20 protein-coding genes are annotated in these 19,772 nt (G+C 43.1%); all 20 read left to right on the forward strand.

Features of this window, described 5'->3' with window-relative positions:
• Positions 1–6: 6 nt before the first annotated feature.
• The 20 genes from rnc to topA all read left to right on the forward strand — a co-directional run bounded on the left by rnc (position 7) and on the right by topA (position 19,770).
• On the forward strand, positions 7–747 hold the full coding sequence (gene rnc, locus DCC82_RS07755) for a ribonuclease III (RefSeq protein WP_062678236.1): 741 nt from the start codon (positions 7–9) through the stop codon (positions 745–747).
• Between the two features lie 92 nt (positions 748–839).
• On the forward strand, positions 840–4,403 hold the full coding sequence (gene smc / locus DCC82_RS07760; RefSeq protein WP_108430302.1) for a chromosome segregation protein SMC: 3,564 nt from the start codon (positions 840–842) through the stop codon (positions 4,401–4,403).
• Positions 4,404–4,424: 21 nt separating this feature from the next.
• Entirely contained in the window at positions 4,425–5,414 is a 990-nt protein-coding gene (ftsY, locus tag DCC82_RS07765; protein ID WP_015863418.1) for a signal recognition particle-docking protein FtsY, read from the forward strand.
• Positions 5,415–5,620: 206 nt separating this feature from the next.
• A complete protein-coding gene (locus tag DCC82_RS07770) occupies positions 5,621–5,953 on the forward strand; it encodes a putative DNA-binding protein (protein ID WP_015863419.1) in 333 nt (110 codons plus the stop codon).
• Positions 5,954–5,970: 17 nt separating this feature from the next.
• A complete protein-coding gene (ffh, locus tag DCC82_RS07775; RefSeq protein WP_015863420.1) occupies positions 5,971–7,311 on the forward strand; it encodes a signal recognition particle protein in 1,341 nt (446 codons plus the stop codon).
• A 94-nt stretch (positions 7,312–7,405) separates the two neighbouring features.
• Positions 7,406–7,678 carry a 30S ribosomal protein S16 gene (gene rpsP / locus DCC82_RS07780; protein ID WP_015863421.1) on the forward strand — a complete coding sequence of 91 codons (273 nt, stop codon included), beginning with the start codon at positions 7,406–7,408 and terminating at the stop codon, positions 7,676–7,678.
• Positions 7,679–7,692: 14 nt separating this feature from the next.
• On the forward strand, positions 7,693–7,929 hold the full coding sequence (locus DCC82_RS07785) for a KH domain-containing protein (RefSeq protein ID WP_041269849.1): 237 nt from the start codon (positions 7,693–7,695) through the stop codon (positions 7,927–7,929).
• A gap of 52 nt (positions 7,930–7,981) precedes the next feature.
• Positions 7,982–8,368, forward strand: coding sequence for a YlqD family protein (locus DCC82_RS07790; protein ID WP_015863423.1), 387 nt, complete (start codon positions 7,982–7,984; stop codon positions 8,366–8,368).
• A gap of 14 nt (positions 8,369–8,382) precedes the next feature.
• Positions 8,383–8,901, forward strand: a complete 519-nt coding sequence (gene rimM / locus DCC82_RS07795; RefSeq protein WP_015863424.1) for a ribosome maturation factor RimM — start codon at positions 8,383–8,385, stop codon at positions 8,899–8,901.
• The gene (trmD, locus tag DCC82_RS07800; RefSeq protein ID WP_162839690.1) at positions 8,901–9,635 is read left to right on the forward strand and encodes a tRNA (guanosine(37)-N1)-methyltransferase TrmD; all 735 of its coding nucleotides are present in this window, start codon (positions 8,901–8,903) and stop codon (positions 9,633–9,635) included. Before rimM ends, trmD begins: the two co-directional genes overlap by 1 nt.
• Before the next feature lie 137 nt (positions 9,636–9,772).
• Positions 9,773–10,120, forward strand: coding sequence for a 50S ribosomal protein L19 (gene rplS / locus DCC82_RS07805; RefSeq protein WP_041269613.1), 348 nt, complete (start codon positions 9,773–9,775; stop codon positions 10,118–10,120).
• Positions 10,121–10,222: 102 nt separating this feature from the next.
• Complete coding sequence (gene lepB, locus DCC82_RS07810; RefSeq protein WP_097354309.1) at positions 10,223–10,774, forward strand: signal peptidase I; 552 nt, start codon at positions 10,223–10,225, stop codon at positions 10,772–10,774.
• Between the two features lie 15 nt (positions 10,775–10,789).
• Positions 10,790–11,641, forward strand: coding sequence for a ribosome biogenesis GTPase YlqF (gene ylqF, locus DCC82_RS07815; RefSeq protein ID WP_015863428.1), 852 nt, complete (start codon positions 10,790–10,792; stop codon positions 11,639–11,641).
• Between the two features lie 82 nt (positions 11,642–11,723).
• The gene (locus DCC82_RS07820) at positions 11,724–12,557 is read left to right on the forward strand and encodes a ribonuclease HII (protein ID WP_015863429.1); all 834 of its coding nucleotides are present in this window, start codon (positions 11,724–11,726) and stop codon (positions 12,555–12,557) included.
• Positions 12,514–14,088, forward strand: coding sequence for a PLC family EF-hand domain-containing protein (locus DCC82_RS07825; protein ID WP_187252117.1), 1,575 nt, complete (start codon positions 12,514–12,516; stop codon positions 14,086–14,088). Before DCC82_RS07820 ends, DCC82_RS07825 begins: the two co-directional genes overlap by 44 nt.
• Positions 14,085–14,357 carry an EscU/YscU/HrcU family type III secretion system export apparatus switch protein gene (locus DCC82_RS07830; protein ID WP_097354310.1) on the forward strand — a complete coding sequence of 91 codons (273 nt, stop codon included), beginning with the start codon at positions 14,085–14,087 and terminating at the stop codon, positions 14,355–14,357. Before DCC82_RS07825 ends, DCC82_RS07830 begins: the two co-directional genes overlap by 4 nt.
• Positions 14,358–14,498: 141 nt before the next feature.
• Complete coding sequence (sucC, locus tag DCC82_RS07835; protein ID WP_015863432.1) at positions 14,499–15,659, forward strand: ADP-forming succinate--CoA ligase subunit beta; 1,161 nt, start codon at positions 14,499–14,501, stop codon at positions 15,657–15,659.
• Positions 15,660–15,676: 17 nt separating this feature from the next.
• Complete coding sequence (gene sucD, locus DCC82_RS07840) at positions 15,677–16,579, forward strand: succinate--CoA ligase subunit alpha (protein ID WP_015863433.1); 903 nt, start codon at positions 15,677–15,679, stop codon at positions 16,577–16,579.
• Between the two features lie 130 nt (positions 16,580–16,709).
• Positions 16,710–17,594, forward strand: a complete 885-nt coding sequence (gene dprA, locus DCC82_RS07845; RefSeq protein WP_015863434.1) for a DNA-processing protein DprA — start codon at positions 16,710–16,712, stop codon at positions 17,592–17,594.
• A 100-nt stretch (positions 17,595–17,694) separates the two neighbouring features.
• Positions 17,695–19,770 carry a type I DNA topoisomerase gene (gene topA / locus DCC82_RS07850; RefSeq protein WP_015863435.1) on the forward strand — a complete coding sequence of 692 codons (2,076 nt, stop codon included), beginning with the start codon at positions 17,695–17,697 and terminating at the stop codon, positions 19,768–19,770.
• The last annotated feature ends 2 nt before the right edge of the window (positions 19,771–19,772 follow it).

A 19,772-nucleotide genomic window follows, 5' to 3' on the forward strand; every position in this document is an offset into this window, starting at 1 on the left:
TTATGTATGTCGAAACCAAAAGATAAAGAACGAATAAATGAAAAAAGGCGAGCGAAATTTAAGGAACTGCAAAAAAAAATCGGCATTTTTTTTACGAATGAAAAACTTCTTATTCAGGCTTTTACCCATTCATCGTATGTGAATGAGCATCGGAGACGGCCGCATGAAGATAATGAACGGCTCGAGTTTTTAGGTGACGCGGTGCTTGAGCTTACCGTTTCGCAATATTTGTTTAAAAAATTTCCGCATATGAGTGAAGGAGAATTAACAAAACTGCGCGCGGCCATTGTATGTGAACCATCGCTTGTCAAATTTGCCAACGCCTTATCATTCGGTGAACTCGTGCTTTTAGGAAAAGGGGAGGAGTTGACAGGGGGGAGAACAAGGCCAGCGCTGTTGGCTGATGTATTCGAAGCATTCATTGGTGCGCTATATTTAGACCAAGGAATGGATGCGGTCATGCAATTTTTGGGACAAACGATTTTCCCAAAAATTGATGAAGGTGCTTTTTCTCATGTGATGGATTTTAAAAGCCAATTGCAAGAACTCGTTCAACGCGATGGCATCGGTGTGCTTGAATATAGCATTTTAGAAGAAAAAGGACCGGCACATAATAAAGAATTTGTCTCTCGCGTTTCGCTAAATGGACAGGCACTTGGCATCGGAATCGGAAAGTCAAAAAAAGAAGCAGAACAACATGCAGCGCAAATGGCATTGCAAAAATTAAAAACAATAGGAAAAGAATAAGGGGCTGGCTCTCCAATATAGTCAGCCCTTCTTTCGGTTCTTTATGTTATAGTGATGGTACAGACATAGGAAAGATTGTGAGGCGGGTATGAATGTTCCTCAAACGGTTGGATATTATCGGATTCAAATCATTTGCTGATCGAGTATCCATTGAATTTGTTCCCGGGGTGACGGCGGTTGTCGGTCCGAACGGGAGCGGAAAAAGCAATATAACCGATGCGATTCGTTGGGTGCTTGGCGAGCAGTCAGCAAAGTCGTTGCGCGGTGCGAAAATGGAAGATATTATTTTTGCTGGGAGTGATTCCCGGAAACCGCTGAATGTGGCAGAAGTGACGATCACTCTTGACAACGAAGATCAATTTTTGCCGCTCGATTATCAAGAAGTCAGCATTACGCGGCGTGTTTACCGCTCGGGAGAAAGTGAATTTTTCATTAATAAACAGCCGTGTCGTTTAAAAGATATTGTAGATCTATTGATGGATTCCGGGTTAGGAAAAGAAGCCTTTTCCATCATTGGCCAAGGTCGCGTCGAGGAAATTTTAAGCAGCAAGCCGGAAGAAAGACGGACCATTTTTGAAGAGGCAGCCGGTGTGTTAAAGTATAAAATCCGCAAGAAAAAAGCGGAAAATAAGCTTGCGGAAACGCAAGAAAACTTGCACCGTGTCAGCGATATTTTACATGAACTAGAACAACAACTAGAGCCGCTGAAAATGCAAGCATCCATCGCGAAAGATTATTTAGAAAAACGCGATGAACTCGAAAGATTTGAAGTAGCACTGATGGTGCATGATATTGAACAATTGCATCAGCAATGGACATCGCTAAAGCAACTGCTTGCCCAGCACCAAAACGAAGAGATACAGCTATCTTCCACATTGCAAAAAGAGGAAGCGGAAATCGAACAGCTTCGCGATCATATTACGGCGCTTGATGAGTCGATTGACGGCCTGCAGCAAGTATTGCTCGTTGCGAGCGAAGAATTGGAAAAGCTCGAAGGGAAAAAAGAAGTATTAAAAGAGCGAAAGAAAAATGCCGCTCAATATAAAAAGCAGCTCGAAGATACAATTTCATCTCTTTCCGAAAAAAAGGAACGCCTCGAGCTAACGTTAAAGCATGAGAAAGAACAGCTTGCTCAGTTAAAGAAGACCGTTTCTACTATTCAAGCGGAACTAAAAGAGAAACAAGCGTCTCTTTCAGCCTATGACGCAAACGTCGAAGAGAAAATCGAGCAGTTAAAAAGCGATTATATTGAACTAGTTCATGAACAAGCTTCGCTAAAAAATGAGCGCTCCCATTTGCAAACACTGTTAGAAAAATTACAGGCAAAACAAATAGCGCTTGCCGAAGAAAACCGCAAATATTTAGACGAGCGCAAATATCTCGAAGAGCAATACGCAAAACTAGACCAAAAGCGTCAACAAATGGAAAAAACGCTGCAAGAAAAGGAAACGCTCTTGCAGCAAAAAACAAACGAAGTTGCGGCGATGAAAGCCGATTTGGAAAAGAAAGAATCCATGCTTTATCAAGCATACCAATATTTGCAACAAACGAAATCGCGCAAAGAAATGCTTGAGGAAATGCAGCAAGACTATGCAGGCTTTTTCCAAGGAGTAAAAGAAATATTAAAAGCACGTGCACAGTTTCCGGGCATTCATGGAGCCATCGTCGAATTGATTCAAGTGCCTGACCGCTACGAAACGGCGATGGAAATCGCTCTCGGCGGCGCGATGCAGCATATCGTTGTAGAAAATGAGGAAGTAGCGCGAAAAGCGATCCATTACTTAAAAGCGCATGCTTACGGGCGTGCTACTTTCTTGCCGATGAATGTCATGCAGCCGAAAACAATTTCTTCCGAACAACTTGCCCTTATTAAAGACCATCCGTCATTTGTCGGAATTGCAAGCGAGCTCATTCATTATGACAGCGCCTATCGTTCGGTCATTGCCAATTTGCTTGGAAATGTGATTATCACAACCGATTTAAAAGGAGCGAATGAACTAGCGCGCTTGCTTCATTATCGTTACCGTCTTGTAACACTCGATGGAGATGTCGTTAGTCCGGGCGGTGCGATGACTGGCGGCGGAATCGCGAAAAAAGCGAATTCTCTTTTAAGCAGAAACCGTGAATTAGAAACGATTACGGCAAAGCTGCATGAAATGGAGCAAAAAACAGAACAGCTTGAACGTTTTGTACAAACGAAGAAGAAAATGATTCATCAAGAGGAAGCGGCATTGCTTGCATTGCGAAAGCAAATAGAGGAGGAGCGTTTTGCGCTTCAAGAAGTAAAAAGCGAATTGCGCGAAGTACAATTGCAGGAAAAAAATATGAATGAACGTCTTGCTCTCTACGACCATGAAAAAGCCAATGATGAACAAGAAGCAAAACAGATGACAGAAAAGCTTGCTGTGATTGAACAACAGCTTTGCGACTTAGAAGAAAAATTGAAGGAAATCGATCGGACGATTGAAACGCTTCAAGCGCAAAAACAAACAGAGCAGACATCAAAAGAAGCGCTGCAAACAGCGATGACGGAACAAAAAATCGCTCTAGCCGAAACACAGCAGCGCCTAAAAAATGTTCAAGAAAAAGTAGAACAGTTCCATAACGAGCTAGCAGATACAGAAAAACAGCTGCAGGCGTCCAAACAAGAACTTGCCTCTTTGATCGAAGAGATGAATTCGAGCCATTTTGGAGAAGAAGAATTAGAGAAAATGCGGCAAAAAAAATCACAAGATAAGCAAAAAACGATTGAACTGATCGCCAGCCGCCGTGAACAGCGCTTGCAATATCAGACGAAGCTCGAGCATTTGGAACGGGAATGGAAAGAGAAAAAACGCCAGCATAAACAGCTTGCAGATATTGTAAAAGACGAAGAAGTCAAGATGAACCGCCTTGATGTAGAGTTGGAAAATTTGTTAAGCCGTCTTCGCGAAGAATATATGCTTTCGTTTGAGGCGGCAAAAGAAGCGTATCCGTTAACGGTGGACGTTCAAGAAGCGCGCAAACGAGTAAAGCTTATTAAACGGGCGATCGATGAGCTCGGAACGGTGAACTTAGGCGCAATTGATGAATACGAACGGGTATCAGAGCGTTATCAATTTTTAACAGAACAAAAAGCGGATCTTCAGCAAGCAAAAGAAACGCTTCATCAAGTCATTGACGAGATGGACCAAGAAATGAAAAAACGATTTTTATCAACGTTTGAACATATTCGTTCCCACTTCGGCGACGTGTTTCGCCAGCTGTTCGGCGGAGGAAACGCTGATTTGCGCCTGACGAATCCGGACGACCTGCTCGAAACAGGCATCGAAATCGTCGCACAGCCGCCAGGAAAGAAATTACAGAATTTAAGCTTGCTTTCCGGCGGGGAGCGTGCGCTAACGGCGATTGCTCTATTGTTCTCCATTTTAAAGGTGCGCCCTGTTCCGTTTTGTGTGCTTGATGAGGTGGAAGCAGCGCTGGATGAAGCGAACGTGCATCGCTACGCCCAATATTTAAAACAATTCAGCGACCAGACACAATTTATTGTCATTACCCATCGAAAAGGAACGATGGAAGAAGCGGACGTGCTGTATGGCGTCACGATGCAGGAATCTGGCGTATCGAAACTCGTTTCCGTCCGTTTAGAAGATTCGAAACAACTCGTAAAGTCATAATGTAGAAAGGATGGCGTCGATATGAGTTTTTTCAAAAAGTTAAAAGAAAAAATTACAAAACAAGCGGATTCGGTTACGGAAAAGTTTAAGCAAGGCCTTTCGAAAACGCGTGATTCATTCGCTGGCCGCGTCAACGATTTAATCGCCCGCTATCGGAAAGTCGATGAAGAATTTTTTGAAGAACTCGAAGAAATTTTGATTAGTGCGGATGTTGGTGTGAATACCGTTATGGAGCTGGTTGATGAACTGAAAATGGAAGTGAAACGCCGCAATATTCAAGATCCGAAAGAAATGAAGGCGGTCATTTCCGAAAAGCTTGTTGAGATTTACCGCGGCGATGATGACGCGAAAGCCGAATTAAATATCCAAGAAAATGGCTTAACCGTTATCTTGTTTGTCGGTGTCAATGGAGTCGGCAAAACGACGACGATCGGCAAGCTTGCCCATAAGTTGAAATCAGAAGGAAAGACGGTTATGCTCGCGGCAGGCGATACGTTCCGCGCCGGAGCGATTGAGCAGCTTGAAGTCTGGGGGGAGCGCGTCGGTGCGGAAGTCATTAAACAATCGGCAGGTTCAGACCCAGCGGCCGTTATATATGATGCGATCCAAGCGGCAAAAGCGCGCCATGTCGATGTGCTTTTATGCGATACAGCTGGACGTTTGCAAAACAAAGTGAATTTAATGAAAGAGCTTGAAAAAGTAAAACGCGTCATTGAACGGGAAATTCCAGGAGCGCCGCATGAAGTGCTGCTTGTACTTGATGCGACAACCGGACAAAATGCGATGAGCCAAGCGAAAATTTTTAAAGAAGTAACTAACGTCACTGGCATCGTGTTGACGAAGCTCGACGGCACGGCCAAAGGCGGGATCGTGCTTGCGATCCGCAATGAGCTTCATATTCCGGTGAAATTCGTTGGGCTTGGCGAAAAAATGGATGATTTGCAGCCGTTTGATCCGGAACAATATGTATATGGTTTGTTTGCGGATTTATTTGATGAAACAAATGAGTAACATATAGGTCTAAAAGACGGGGCTGGCTCGAGACATCATGATTCATGGTCTTTTTGAGCCAGCTTCTTTTTTGTAAAGATAAAATCTTGACATGTATAATAAAAAAAGATACACTAAACATCTGTAAAGGTGTTTCACTTAACAAAAAAGGAGATACACTAAACATCTGTAAAGGTGTTTCACTTAACAAAAAAGGAGGGAGTTTCATGCTCGAAAAAACGATGAGAATGAATTATTTGTATGACTTTTATCAAGCGCTGCTGACGCCAAAACAGCGCAGCTATATGTCGCTCTATTATTTAGACGATTACTCCCTCGGTGAAATTGCCCAGCAGTATGAAGTCAGCCGTCAGGCTGTTTATGATAATATAAAGCGAACCGAAGCGATGCTAGAAGAATATGAAAAAAAATTATCGCTCTTTCAGAAGTTTCAAAAACGAAAACAGCTGATGAACCAACTAAAAGATTATGTTTTACAAAAATATGGAGAGGACAAACAACTTTTCGATATGATTAAAGAACTAGAAGAATTAGAATGATAAGGAGGTGAAAACAGATGGCGTTTGAAGGATTATCCGAACGTTTGCAAAACGTGATGAACAAAATCCGCGGCAAAGGAAAAGTAACGGAAGCGGATGTTAAGGAAATGATGCGTGAAGTTCGCCTTGCCCTTCTTGAAGCGGACGTCAACTTTAAAGTTGTCAAAGACTTTGTCAAGCGGGTCAGCGAACGCGCGGTTGGGCAGGAAGTGTTAAAAAGCTTAACGCCGGGACAGCAAGTCATTAAAGTCGTCAAAGAAGAGCTGACCGAACTGATGGGCGGCGAACAAAGCAAAATTGCGGTTGCCAGCCGTCCGCCGACCGTCATTATGATGGTTGGATTGCAAGGCGCCGGAAAAACGACGACGACCGGGAAATTAGCGAACTTGCTGCGGAAACGATATAATCGCAAACCACTGTTAGCCGCGGCGGACATTTATCGTCCAGCGGCGATTAAACAGCTTGAAACGCTTGGAAAGCAACTAAATATGCCTGTTTTTTCTTTAGGCGATCAAGTCAGCCCTGTGGAAATTGCCAAGCAAGCCATCGAAAAAGCAAAAGAAGAGCATTACGACTATGTGCTCATCGACACGGCCGGACGTCTCCATATTGACGAAACATTGATGGATGAATTAAAGCAAATGAAAGAAGTAGCGAAGCCAGATGAAATTTTCCTCGTTGTCGACGCGATGACGGGGCAAGATGCGGTAAATGTCGCGCAAAGCTTTCATGAACAGCTTGGCATCACCGGCGTTATTTTAACGAAGCTTGACGGCGACACGCGCGGCGGGGCGGCGCTTTCGATTCGAGCGGTTACGAACACCCCGATTAAATTCGTCGGAATGGGTGAAAAGCTCGACGCGCTCGAGCCGTTTCATCCGGAGCGCATGGCTTCGCGCATTCTAGGAATGGGTGATGTGCTTACACTTATTGAAAAAGCGCAGGCCGCTGTCGATGAAGAAAAAGCCAAAGAGCTCGAACAAAAAATGCGCACTGCTACGTTTACACTTGAAGATTTCTTAGAGCAGCTTGGGCAAGTGCGTAAACTCGGACCTCTTGATGAAATTTTAAAAATGCTTCCGGGTGCGAATAAAATAAAAGGGTTGAACAACTTACAAATTGATGAAAAACAAATTAGCCGCGTTGAAGCGATTATTCGCTCGATGACGAAAGAAGAAAAAATGCATCCGGAAATTATTAATGGAAGCCGGAAAAAGCGGATTGCAAAAGGAAGCGGTACATCCGTGCAAGAGGTAAACCGGCTTTTAAAACAGTTTGAAGAAATGAAAAAGATGATGAAAATGATGACAAATATGCCAAAAGGAAAGAAAAGAGGGTTTAAATTCCCGTTTATGTAGAGAATGATGTGTTAAGAAAAAACACTTTACAAACTACGTAATTATTGTTAATATACTATCTTGTGTGAACTATTTACGGAGGTGCTAAAATAACATGGCAGTAAGAATTCGTTTAAAACGCATGGGTGCGAAGAAAAAACCTTTCTATCGTATCGTTGTTGCGGACTCTCGTTCTCCGCGTGACGGACGTTTCATCGAAACAATTGGTACGTATAATCCGATTACAGAACCAGCAGAAATCAAAATCGATGAGGAACTTGCGCTTAAATGGCTGCAAAACGGCGCAAAACCGTCGGATACGGTCCGCAACCTGTTATCCAAACAAGGCATTTTAGAGAAGTTCCATAACTTAAAATACGGCAAATAATGTCTGTGGTGTACATGAAACAATTAATTGAAACGATCGTACAAGCGCTTGTCGATCATCCCGAAGAGGTTTTCGTGACAAACATCGAGGATGAACGGACAATCATTTATGAGGTGTCAGTGCACGAAGAAGATATCGGCAAAGTGATTGGAAAGCAAGGTCGTACGATTCATGCGATTCGCACGGTCGTGTACGCTGCAGCAGTAAAGCAGCCAAAACGTGTGATCGTGCAAGTAAAAGAAAAAGGGTGAGGGTGATTTTCCTCTCCCTTTTTCTATATTTATTTCCGTTAGGAGTGACATTATGAAAATTATTCAAACGATAGAAGTGCGGCAAATCGTAACGGAAAAGAGCAAACAAGCGCTTCGTGAGGCATTTTTAGCCCAAAAACAACAACTCAAGCGGGAATGTGATCAGCTTCGTTTCGAACAGAAACGGCTCGAAAAAACAGGAAAATATTCTTCTTCCCTTCTAAAGCAGCACTTTGCAAAAGAAATGGATGCAAGGCTGGAAAAGATCAAACTTCTTGATTTTCAGCTGGAACAATTACATATCCTACCGTTAGGAAGCGAATTAAAAGAGCGGGAAGTACAAGCGCTCATTGACGTAGAGGTCGGTGACAAGTGGGAAAATGTCATTTCCAAACGTGCCATTATTATTGAAGATGGAATCGTCAAAGAAATTCGCTAGAAGGGGTGAATGGAATGGAAAAGTGGTTTAATGTCGGAAAAATTGTGAATACGCATGGGATTCGTGGCGAAGTACGTGTTATTTCCCGCACTGATTTTCCAGAGGAACGTTATAAAAAAGGAAATACGTTATATATTTTTATGGAGAAATCGAAAGAACCAGTCGCAGTAACCGTCAAAAGCCATCGTGTTCATAAATCATTTGATTTGCTTGCGTTTGAAGGATATGACAACATTAATCTTGTCGAGAAGTTTAAAGGGGCGATGTTGAAGGTGCCGGAGAGCCAGCTTGGCGAGTTAGATGAAGGAGAATATTATTTCCATGAAATTATTGGCTGTACGGTCGTTACAGAAGAAGGGGAAACGATCGGAACCGTGAAAGAAATTTTAACTCCGGGCGCCAACGATGTATGGGTGGTAAAACGGGATAACGGAAAAGAAGTGCTTATTCCATATATAGAAGACGTTGTAAAAAATGTCGATGTAGAAACGAAAACCATTACCATTCGCCCAATGGAAGGGCTGCTCGAATGATGAGAATCGATATATTAACATTATTTCCGAACATGTTTACTGGAGTTTTTAATGAGTCGATTTTGAAAAAGGCACAAGAGAAAAAGGCGGTTTCGCTTAATGTGATCAATTTTCGCGATTTCGCGGATAACAAGCATAAAACAGTGGATGATTATCCATACGGCGGCGGAGCGGGAATGGTGTTAAAGCCGCAGCCGATTTTTGACGCAGTTGCCTATGTGACAAAGTATTCCGAACATCCACGCATCATTTTGCTTTGCCCGCAAGGTGAACGCTACACGCAAAAAAAAGCGGAAGAACTGGCGAAAGAGGACCATTTAGTGCTTATTTGCGGCCATTACGAAGGCTATGATGAACGAATTCGCGAATATTTAGTGACCGATGAAATCTCAATTGGGGATTATGTATTAACAGGCGGGGAATTAGGAGCAATGGTGATCGTCGATAGCGTTGTCCGGCTGCTTCCGGGTGTGCTTGGCAACGAAGCTTCTCCTGTTCATGACTCGTTTAGTTCCGGCTTGCTCGAACACCCACATTACACGCGTCCTGCCGATTTCCGCGGCATGAAAGTTCCAGAAGTACTTTTGTCGGGAAATCATCGCCTCATCGAAGAATGGCGTGAAAAACAATCGTTAAAACGAACGTTTTTGCGCCGACCGGATTTACTAGAAAATTATCCATTAACAGAAAAGCAAAAACGATGGATCGAAGAGTGGAAAAAAGAAGAGCGGTAACTATTGCGCATGATGCAAGTTTATGCTAGTATATTTTTTGTGTGACTTAAGTGATTTGCTTAAGTGAGGAAAACGATGTTCCGCTGCAATGATGGATAAGCATTGTCATGAACATCTGTTGGAAGGAGTGGAAAATGATGCATCATTTAATCCAAGAAATTACGAAAGAGCAATTGCGGACAGATTTACCAGATTTCCGTCCTGGTGACACGGTGCGCGTTCATGTGAAAGTCATCGAAGGAAACCGTGAACGTATCCAAGTGTTTGAAGGCGTTGTAATTAAACGCCGCGGTGCTGGTATTAGCGAAACATTCACCGTCCGCAAAGTATCTTACGGTGTTGGTGTAGAGCGTACTTTCCCAGTGCATACACCGAAAATCGCGAAGTTAGAAGTTGTTCGCCGCGGTAAAGTACGCCGTGCGAAATTGTATTATTTACGTCAACTTCGTGGTAAAGCAGCACGCATTAAAGAAATCGTTCGATAATGAACATTATGAATGGAGAAAAAGGAGCTTGATGGCAAGCTCCTTTTTTCACTACCCGTAATTGTGTCATAATAGATAAAAAATCGTTTAGGTGGGAGAATGATGGAAAAGAAAAGAAGCGAACTGCGGGAATGGTTAAAAGCGATTGTGATTGCCGTTTTGCTCGCGGGCGGCATTCGTTATTTTATTTTCGCGCCGATTATTGTCGACGGCCAGTCAATGATGCCAACCCTGCACAATCATGACCGTATGATTGTCAATAAGCTCTCTTATAAAATCGGTACGCCTCATCGTTTTGACATTGTTGTTTTTCATGCCGAAGAGGGAAAAGACTATATTAAGCGGGTGATCGGTTTGCCGGGCGACCATATTGAATATAAAAACGACACGTTATATATAAACGGCAAACCGTACGACGAACCGTACTTGGCCGAATATAAAAAACAAGTGGTCGATGGTCCATGGACCGAACCGTTTACTTTAGAGGAACGTACCGGCCGGAAGACAGTACCGGAAGGCCATCTGTTTGTGATGGGCGATAACCGCCGTTTTAGCAAAGATAGCCGCCATATTGGGTTTATCCCAATGGACAAAATTGTTGGCAAGGCCAGCATCGTCTATTGGCCGTTGTCTGACGCACGGATTGTGAAATAACGCGATAAATGGGTGATGCATATGACGATTCAATGGTTTCCAGGCCATATGGCGAAGGCAAAACGGGAAGTGCAAGAAAAACTGAAACTAATCGATATCGTGTTCGAATTGCTCGATGCCCGCATTCCGCTGTCATCGAGAAATCCGATGATTCATGAAATTCTCGGCAACAAGCCGCGTATCGTTTTACTAAATAAAGCGGATATGGCTGATGAGACGGTGACGGAGCAATGGATTGCCTATTTCGAACGGCAGCAGTTGCATGCGTTGGCGATCGATGCGCAAACAGGCACAGGAATTAGGCAAATTGTATCGGCAGCAAAGGAAATGTTGAAAGACAAATTTGCGAAAATGGCGGCGAAAGGAATAAAAAATCCTCGACCGATGCGCGCGCTCATTGTTGGAATTCCGAATGTTGGAAAATCTACGCTAATTAATCGTCTTGCTGGAAGGAATATTGCAAAAACAGGGGATAAACCGGGGGTCACGAAAGCGCAGCAATGGATTAAAGTCGGCAAAGAAATGGAGCTTCTTGATACACCAGGTATTTTATGGCCGAAATTTGAGGATGAGGAAGTTGGTCTGAAGCTTGCCACAACCGGGGCCATTAAAGATACGATTTTAAATTTGCAAGATGTTGCTGTATATGCGTTAAATTTTTTAAAACAGCATTATCCAGAACGATTAAAAGAGCGGTATTCTCTTGATGATATTCCTGGAGAAATTGTGGCATTGTTTGATGCAATTGGCAAACGGCGCGGCTGTCTTGTCAGCGGGGGTGCCGTTGACTATGATAAAGTATCCGAAATTGTGCTTCACGATATTCGTACGGAAAAATTAGGAAGATTGAGTTTTGAAACTCCATAAAAGCCCGCTAAATGAATCGGGCTTTATTTTTTTATTGCAATGCCGATAAAATGTATAGAGAAAGAAGAGAGGGACAGGAGAAATGAATAAATATACTGTAAAAGAAATACAAGCTCTATTACAGCAAATCGATGATGAGAATGCTCCCTTGTTTAAAGAGATTGTTCAAGATGAGCGAAAAAGCGTACAAAAGCTCGTTGCTCGCTGGTATAAACAGAAAAAACAAGAAGAACAAGCAAAAAGACAATGGCAGGAAATGTCGCGCTATGAGCGGCAGTTGTTTGAACAAGGAATCGAGTATATAGCCGGCATCGATGAAGCGGGACGAGGGCCGCTTGCTGGTCCAGTTGTTGCCGCGGCCGTCATGCTGCCGAAAGATGCGTACATTCCGGGATTAAATGACTCGAAAAAGCTATCGGAAGCAAAGCGGGAAATGTTATTTCATATGATTCAATCCTGTGCGATTTCGATTGGCATTGGCGTCGTCACAGCTGCGGAAATTGATGAAATGAACATCTATGAAGCAACAAAAAAAGCGATGATCAAAGCGGTCGAACAGCTTTCACCGAAACCGGATTATTTATTAATTGATGCAATGACACTGCCTATATCAACACCGCAACAAAGCATTGTAAAAGGCGATGCAAATAGCGTTTCGATTGCGGCTAGTTCCATCATTGCAAAAGTGACGCGCGACCATTTTATGAAACAGCTCGCAAAGCAATATCCACAATATGGATTTGAAAAAAATATGGGATATGGCACTGCCCAGCATTTAGAAGCGATTCGCGTATACGGTACCATTGATGAACACCGTCGTTCTTTTTCTCCAATTAAAGAAATGATAGAAATGAAGAAAGAAGGAAAGGAATATGATCAAACGCATCGACAAAGCATTGCCGGTTTTTCCAGCTAGCGATGCAACGCACGGCCGCTTTCGCCATGGACAAGTTGTCTATGGAAAAATTGAGAGCATACAAGGAGAAGCTGAAAAGATCGCTCATGTGCGCGTCGGGGATGAAATGGTAACTGCAAGATTACGCGCTTCTTTACAAGCGGGAAATTATTATTTATTCGAAGTAAAAGCCGAAAATGACAATATATATTGGAAAATAATAGGTGAAGAGAGAGGGCTCTCTTTCAACATCGATGAAGCGGCGCAGCATCTTATTCAAAAATGGAAATTACCGCGTGATGCGCATTCTTTTCTTCGCTTTGTATTACAAGAAAAAATACCGGTTGCGAAAGAAGAAATGAGTAAAATCGTTCAATGGACAGAGCAATTAGAAGATAAGGAACAAGGATGGGAAACGCTTCGCTATATGTTTGCCCGTCGTTTTCCGGTGACGAAAGATGTTTTCTTTTCATTGCTTGCGGTAAAAACCAATCCCCCGCTTTTTCAGCAGCTGCAATATACGGAAAAACTGCTGGCGTCTTTGCCAACGGAACAGCAAAAAGATTCATTGCAAGCGTTGCATCGCTATTTGCAACACATTACAAACAATTTTAAAAACGCCTATGAGGTTCTTGCCAAATTACTTCAATCATTACAACAACCTGAACAAAAGATTGCGCAACAATTATTGAACAAGTTAGGTTTACCGTTACACAACATAGATTCTAATCAATTAAAAAAATTCCAAACTGCCATTAGGAATGGCGACTTCCAAGAAATACAGCAGCATTTACAGCTGTTATTTCCAGGATTTGAAGAACAGCAATTTCTTAAACATTTTCAAACGCTTTATGAATCCTATGAGAACGGTTTTCTCTCCAATGAGGAACAACAGCTTTTTTCTGCTATTTTAACAAGATCGGATGATGATATTGCTTTATCGATTTTTCATCTATTAAAAGAGTCGTTTCAGAAGCTTGGGCTTCAGTATGAAGCAAATATACGCCGAGCGCTGGAAACAAAAACGCTTGCCATGACGACGCTAACGTCTTTAAAATCCCTTCTTTTGCAGGCGTTAGAAAACGCGCATGAACCGGTATTGAAAGAAACGTTACAGACGCTTCTTTATCATATTACTGGTCAGCAACTATTATCCCAAGGCGAAGGACCGTTGCAACATGTATTTATGCAAATTCCGATTCAGATTGGAGAACAACGGACGGATGTAGCGATTCATTGGCAAGGAAAAAGACAAAAAGATGGGAAAATCGACCCAGACTATTGTCATATCGTTTTTTGCTTACTTTTGGACAAATTAAAAGAAACGGTTGTCGACGTGCGCGTGCAACAACGTATTGTTCACATTTCCATTTTCAATGATCATCCCCATTTACTCCGCATTGCCAATGAGTTTCAACCTATGCTGAAAGAACGGCTAGAGGCGCATGGATATACGTTATCCGCTTTGAAAATCGAAACATCTAAACAAAAGAAAATGCCCATTGATATCGTATTTCAACAACGTTATAACGGGGTGGATTACCGTATATGAAAAACAAAGAAAAACAAGCGGTGGCCCTTTCCTATGATTCGAATGTACATGAAGCTCCGGTAGTGGTTGCCAAAGGAAGAGGGCATGTAGCGGAAGCGATCATCGATGCCGCAAAACAACACGGGATCCCTATACAAGAAGATCCGTCTCTCGTCCAATTATTGAGTGAACTGGAAATAAACGAAACAATCCCTGAAGATTTGTACTATCTTGTTGCTGAATTGTTTGCGTTTATTTATCGTTTAGACAAACATGTAAAAAAAGAATAGATCCCCTTGTATCAAAGGATTGAAAGGGTTTTCCCTTTTGAAATTTTTTAATTTTGTGTCGAAAAGGTGGACAATATAGAAAGTATCATTATAAAATGAAAGCGCTAGAACTTTTTAGTTTTATACATAGGAGGTTGGCGCATGAATATCCATGAATATCAAGCAAAAGAAATCCTCAGAAATTATGGCGTTAGCGTACCAAACGGCCGCGTAGCGTTCACTGTTGAGGAAGCGGTAGAGGCGGCGAAAGAATTAGGAAGCCCTGTTTGCGTTGTAAAAGCGCAAATTCATGCCGGCGGGCGCGGAAAAGCCGGAGGGGTAAAAGTAGCAAAAAGTTTAGATGAAGTTCGTACATATGCGAGCGAACTGCTAGGAAAAGTGCTTGTTACTCATCAAACAGGTCCGGAAGGAAAAGAAGTAAAACGCTTACTTATTGAAGAAGGCTGCGACATTAAGAAAGAATATTACATTGGTCTCGTTGTGGATCGCGCAACTTCTCGCGTTGTGTTGATGGGTTCAGAAGAAGGCGGTACCGAAATCGAAGAAGTAGCAGCAAAAACACCAGAGAAAATTTTTAAAGAATATATCGACCCAGCGGTGGGATTACAAGCGTTTCAAGCACGTCGTTTAGCGTTTAACATCAACATTCCAAAAGAGCTTGTCAATCAGGCAGTCAAGTTTATGATGGGGCTTTATCAAGTGTTTGTTGACAAAGACTGCTCGATCGCGGAAATCAACCCGCTTGTTGTCACTGGCGACGGCAAAGTAATGGCGCTTGATGCGAAATTAAACTTTGACTCGAACGCTTTATATCGCCATAAAGACATTTTAGAATACCGCGATTTAGATGAGGAAGATCCGAAAGAAGTTGAAGCATCCAAATATGATTTAAACTATATCGCCCTTGACGGTAATATCGGCTGCATGGTCAACGGCGCCGGCCTTGCAATGGCAACGATGGATATCATCAAATATTACGGCGGCGAACCAGCAAACTTCTTGGATGTCGGCGGCGGCGCAACCGCGGAAAAAGTAACGGAAGCGTTTAAAATTATTCTTTCCGACCCGAACGTCAAAGGCATTTTCGTCAATATTTTCGGCGGCATCATGAAATGCGACGTGATCGCTAGCGGCATTGTCGAGGCGACAAAACAAGTCGGCCTTAATCTTCCGCTTGTTGTCCGTCTCGAAGGAACAAATGTCGAACTAGGGAAAAAGATTTTGCAAGAATCGGGTCTAAACATTACCGCTGCTGATTCGATGGCAGACGGCGCACAAAAAATCGTGGAGCTAGTACGTTAAGAAAGTGAGGGAGAAACGTGAGCATTTTTATTAATAAAGATACAAAAGTGATCGTACAAGGGATTACGGGTTCACAAGGATTATTCCATACAAAACAAATGCTCGAGTACGGAACAAAAATTGTAGGCGGTGTCACGCCAGGAAAAGGTGGTACAGAAGTCGAAGGAGTACCAGTGTTTGATACTGTTTCCGAAGCGGTAGAAAAAACAGGAGCAAACGCTTCTGTCATTTACGTTCCGCCAGCATTTGCCGCAGACGCGATTATGGAAGCGGTCGATGCAGAATTAGACCTTGTCGTTTGTATTACGGAAGGTATTCCTGTCCTTGATATGGTGAAAGTAAAACGCTACATGGAAGGCAAGAAAACTCGTCTCATCGGACCAAACTGCCCTGGCGTCATTACGCCGGAAGAATGTAAAATCGGCATTATGCCAGGCTACATTCATAAAAAAGGCCATGTCGGCATTGTTTCCCGCTCTGGTACTTTAACGTACGAAGCGGTTCATCAATTGACGCAAGCGGGCATCGGCCAATCGACAGCGGTCGGAATCGGCGGCGATCCGGTCAATGGCACAAACTTCATTGATGTATTAAAAGCGTTTAACGAAGATGAAGAAACGTATGCCGTTATTATGATTGGGGAAATCGGCGGCACCGCGGAAGAAGAAGCGGCAGAATGGGTAAAAGCGAACATGAAAAAACCGGTCGTCGGCTTTATCGGCGGCCAAACAGCGCCTCCAGGAAAACGGATGGGACATGCTGGCGCAATTATTTCCGGCGGTAAAGGAACGGCAGCAGAAAAAATTAAGAAAATGAACGAATGCGGCATTAAAGTGGCAGAAACACCTGCAGTAATTGGCGAAACATTAATTTCCGTTTTGAAGGAACAAGGCCTTTACGAAAAATGTAAAACTCATTAAAATACATCGTCCCGCATCGTTTTTCAGGCGGGACGATTTTTATTGGGTATTGGCGAATTCTATCATCGTTATGGCAGATTCATGATCGGAACCGTGCAAAAACAGACAAAGGGATAGAAAGGAAGATACGATGTATTCATCCGTTCGTGAGCGCCTTATTCATCTTCACCACTGCCGCGGGGCAGGCTGGAAAACGATCCATCGCTTATTGGAAATCGATCCGACCTTTTCCTCTGTATTTACCCTTCCATCTTCTGCATTGCGAACGCGTATTCCTTTATCCTCCCAACAATATACACAATTTTTCCAAGATTTACATTCCCCTCATATTGAAAGTATGATAAAAACATATAAGGACAAAAATATCCACGTCATCACAATTTTTGACTCAGACTATCCACCTTTGTTAAAACATATATACAAGCCCCCATGGGTGCTATATGCAAAAGGGAATATTCGCCTTTTGTCGTCATTTAAAATGATTAGTATTGTTGGGACGAGACAGCCGACAAAAGAAGGGATACAATCGTTGCGGCAACTAGTTCCGCCGCTGGTGGCGAACGATTGGGTAATCGTAAGCGGTCTCGCGGTAGGAATCGATACGTTAGCGCACGAAATGACAATTGAAAACGGTGGACATACAATCGCGATCATCGCAGGAGGATTTGAACATATATATCCAAGACAAAATAAAAGACTAGCAGACCAATTAATGGGCGGACACCTTATTTTATCGGAACATCCGCCGCATGTGCGGCCGCAAAAATGGCATTTTCCGCTGCGCAATCGGATTATCAGCGGAATATCGCTTGGAACGATCGTCGTACAAGCGAAAGAGAGAAGCGGCTCATTAATTACTGCTCTATTAGCGCTAGAGCAAGGAAGAGAGGTGTTTGCCGTTCCTGGTCCAATTTTTTTGGAACAATCAAAAGGGCCAAACATGTTAATACAGCAAGGAGCAAAATTAGTTCATTCGGCAACCGATATATTCGAGGAATTTTCCTACATTCGATAAAAGCAATGCAAGAATTTTTCATATCTTGTTTGACAAATATCATAAGAATCATTAATAATAATGAAGATTTTAAATTTACCTCGTTAGGGGAGGAAGTTTGATGTCAGACTATCTTGTCATCGTGGAATCGCCAGCGAAAGCGAAGACGATCGAACGATATTTAGGAAAAAAATATAAAGTAAAAGCTTCGATGGGACATGTTCGCGATCTGCCAAAAAGCCAAATGGGCGTTGATATAAATAACGGCTATGAGCCAAAGTATATTACGATTCGCGGTAAAGGGCCAATCATTAAAGAATTAAAAACAGCAGCGAAAAAAGCAAAAAAAGTGTTTCTTGCCGCGGACCCGGACCGCGAAGGGGAAGCGATTGCTTGGCATTTAGCCAATATGCTCGACCTTGATATTCATTCCGACTGCCGCGTTGTATTTAACGAGATTACGAAGGATGCGGTTAAAGAGTCATTTCAACATCCACGTCCGATCAATATGAATCTTGTTGACGCGCAGCAAGCGCGCCGAGTGTTGGACCGGCTGGTTGGATACAACATTAGCCCGCTTCTTTGGAAAAAGGTGAAGAAAGGATTGAGCGCGGGGCGTGTTCAATCTGTAGCGCTGCGTTTGATCATCGACCGCGAAAAAGAAATTAAACAATTTCAGCCGGAAGAGTATTGGACGATTCAAGCCGAATTTGTAAAAGGAAATGAAACGTTTACTGCTTCTTTTTACGGAGTGGATGGGCAAAAGCTTGAATTAAAAAAGGAAGCAGACGTTGCCGCGATTTTACAACGCATAAACGGCAACCACTTTACGGTGACATCGGTGGCAAAAAAGGAGCGGAAACGAAATCCAGTGCCGCCGTTTACGACGTCTTCCTTGCAGCAAGAAGCAGCGCGCAAGCTTAATTTTCGAACGAAGAAAACGATGATGATCGCCCAGCAGCTATATGAAGGAATCGATCTTGGCAGTGAAGGAACGGTCGGCTTAATTACCTATATGCGTACAGACTCGACAAGAGTATCAGAAAGCGCACGGCAAGAGGCACTATCTTATATAGAAGCGACGTTTGGAAAAGAATTTGTCGCACAAGAAAAGCGAAAAGAAAAGAAAAATGCCAATGCGCAAGATGCGCATGAAGCGATTCGTCCGACATCTGCATTTCGCGAGCCGGAAAAGGTAAAGCCATATTTAACCCGCGATCAATTTCGGTTGTATAAGTTAATTTGGGAACGTTTTATCGCAAGCCAAATGGCAGCCGCACTGTTAGATACGATGAGCATTGAACTTGAAAATGAAGGGGTGATCTTTCGGGCAAGCGGCTCGAAAGTAAAATTTCCTGGTTTTATGAAAGTATATGTAGAGGGAACGGATGACCAAACGGATGAACAAGATCGCCTTCTTCCGGATTTGCAGGAAGGGGAAACTGTTTTCAGCAAAGATATTGAACCAAAGCAGCATTTTACTCAGCCGCCTCCTCGCTATACGGAAGCGCGGCTTGTGAAAACGCTAGAAGAGCTTGGCATCGGCCGGCCGTCTACGTACGCGCCGACGCTTGATACGATTCAAAAACGAAACTATGTCGTGCTAGAAAATAAACGTTTTGTTCCAACAGAACTTGGAGAAATCGTGTTAGAACTAATGTTAGAGTTTTTCCCAGAAATCATTGACGTGGAGTTTACAGCGAAAATGGAGAAAAATTTGGATGAAATCGAGGAAGGAAAAGTAGAATGGGTGAAAGTGGTCGACGAATTTTACCAGGAATTTGAAAAGCGGCTGCAAACCGCGGAAAAGGAAATGAAAGAAGTCGAGATTAAAGACGAGCCGGCGGGAGTCGACTGCGAAGTGTGCGGAAGCCCAATGGTATATAAAATGGGGCGATTCGGCAAATTTGTCGCCTGCTCCAATTTCCCGGAATGCCGCAATACAAAGCCGATCGTTAAGGAAATCGGGGTAAAATGTCCGAAATGCCGCGAAGGAAATATTGTGGAGCGCAGCAGTAAGAAAAAGCGGATTTTTTATGGCTGCGACCGTTTTCCACAATGCGATTTCGTCTCGTGGGATAAACCGCTTGCCCGCCCTTGCCCGAAATGCGGCGGCTTGCTAGTGGAAAAGAAACTGAAAAAAGGCGTGCAAGTGCAATGTACGGCATGTGATTACGAAGAAGCACCACAATCTTGACA

The sequence above is a fragment of the Geobacillus sp. LYN3 genome, assembly GCF_003064505.1.
GTDB classification, from domain to species: domain Bacteria; phylum Bacillota; class Bacilli; order Bacillales; family Anoxybacillaceae; genus Parageobacillus_B; species Parageobacillus_B toebii.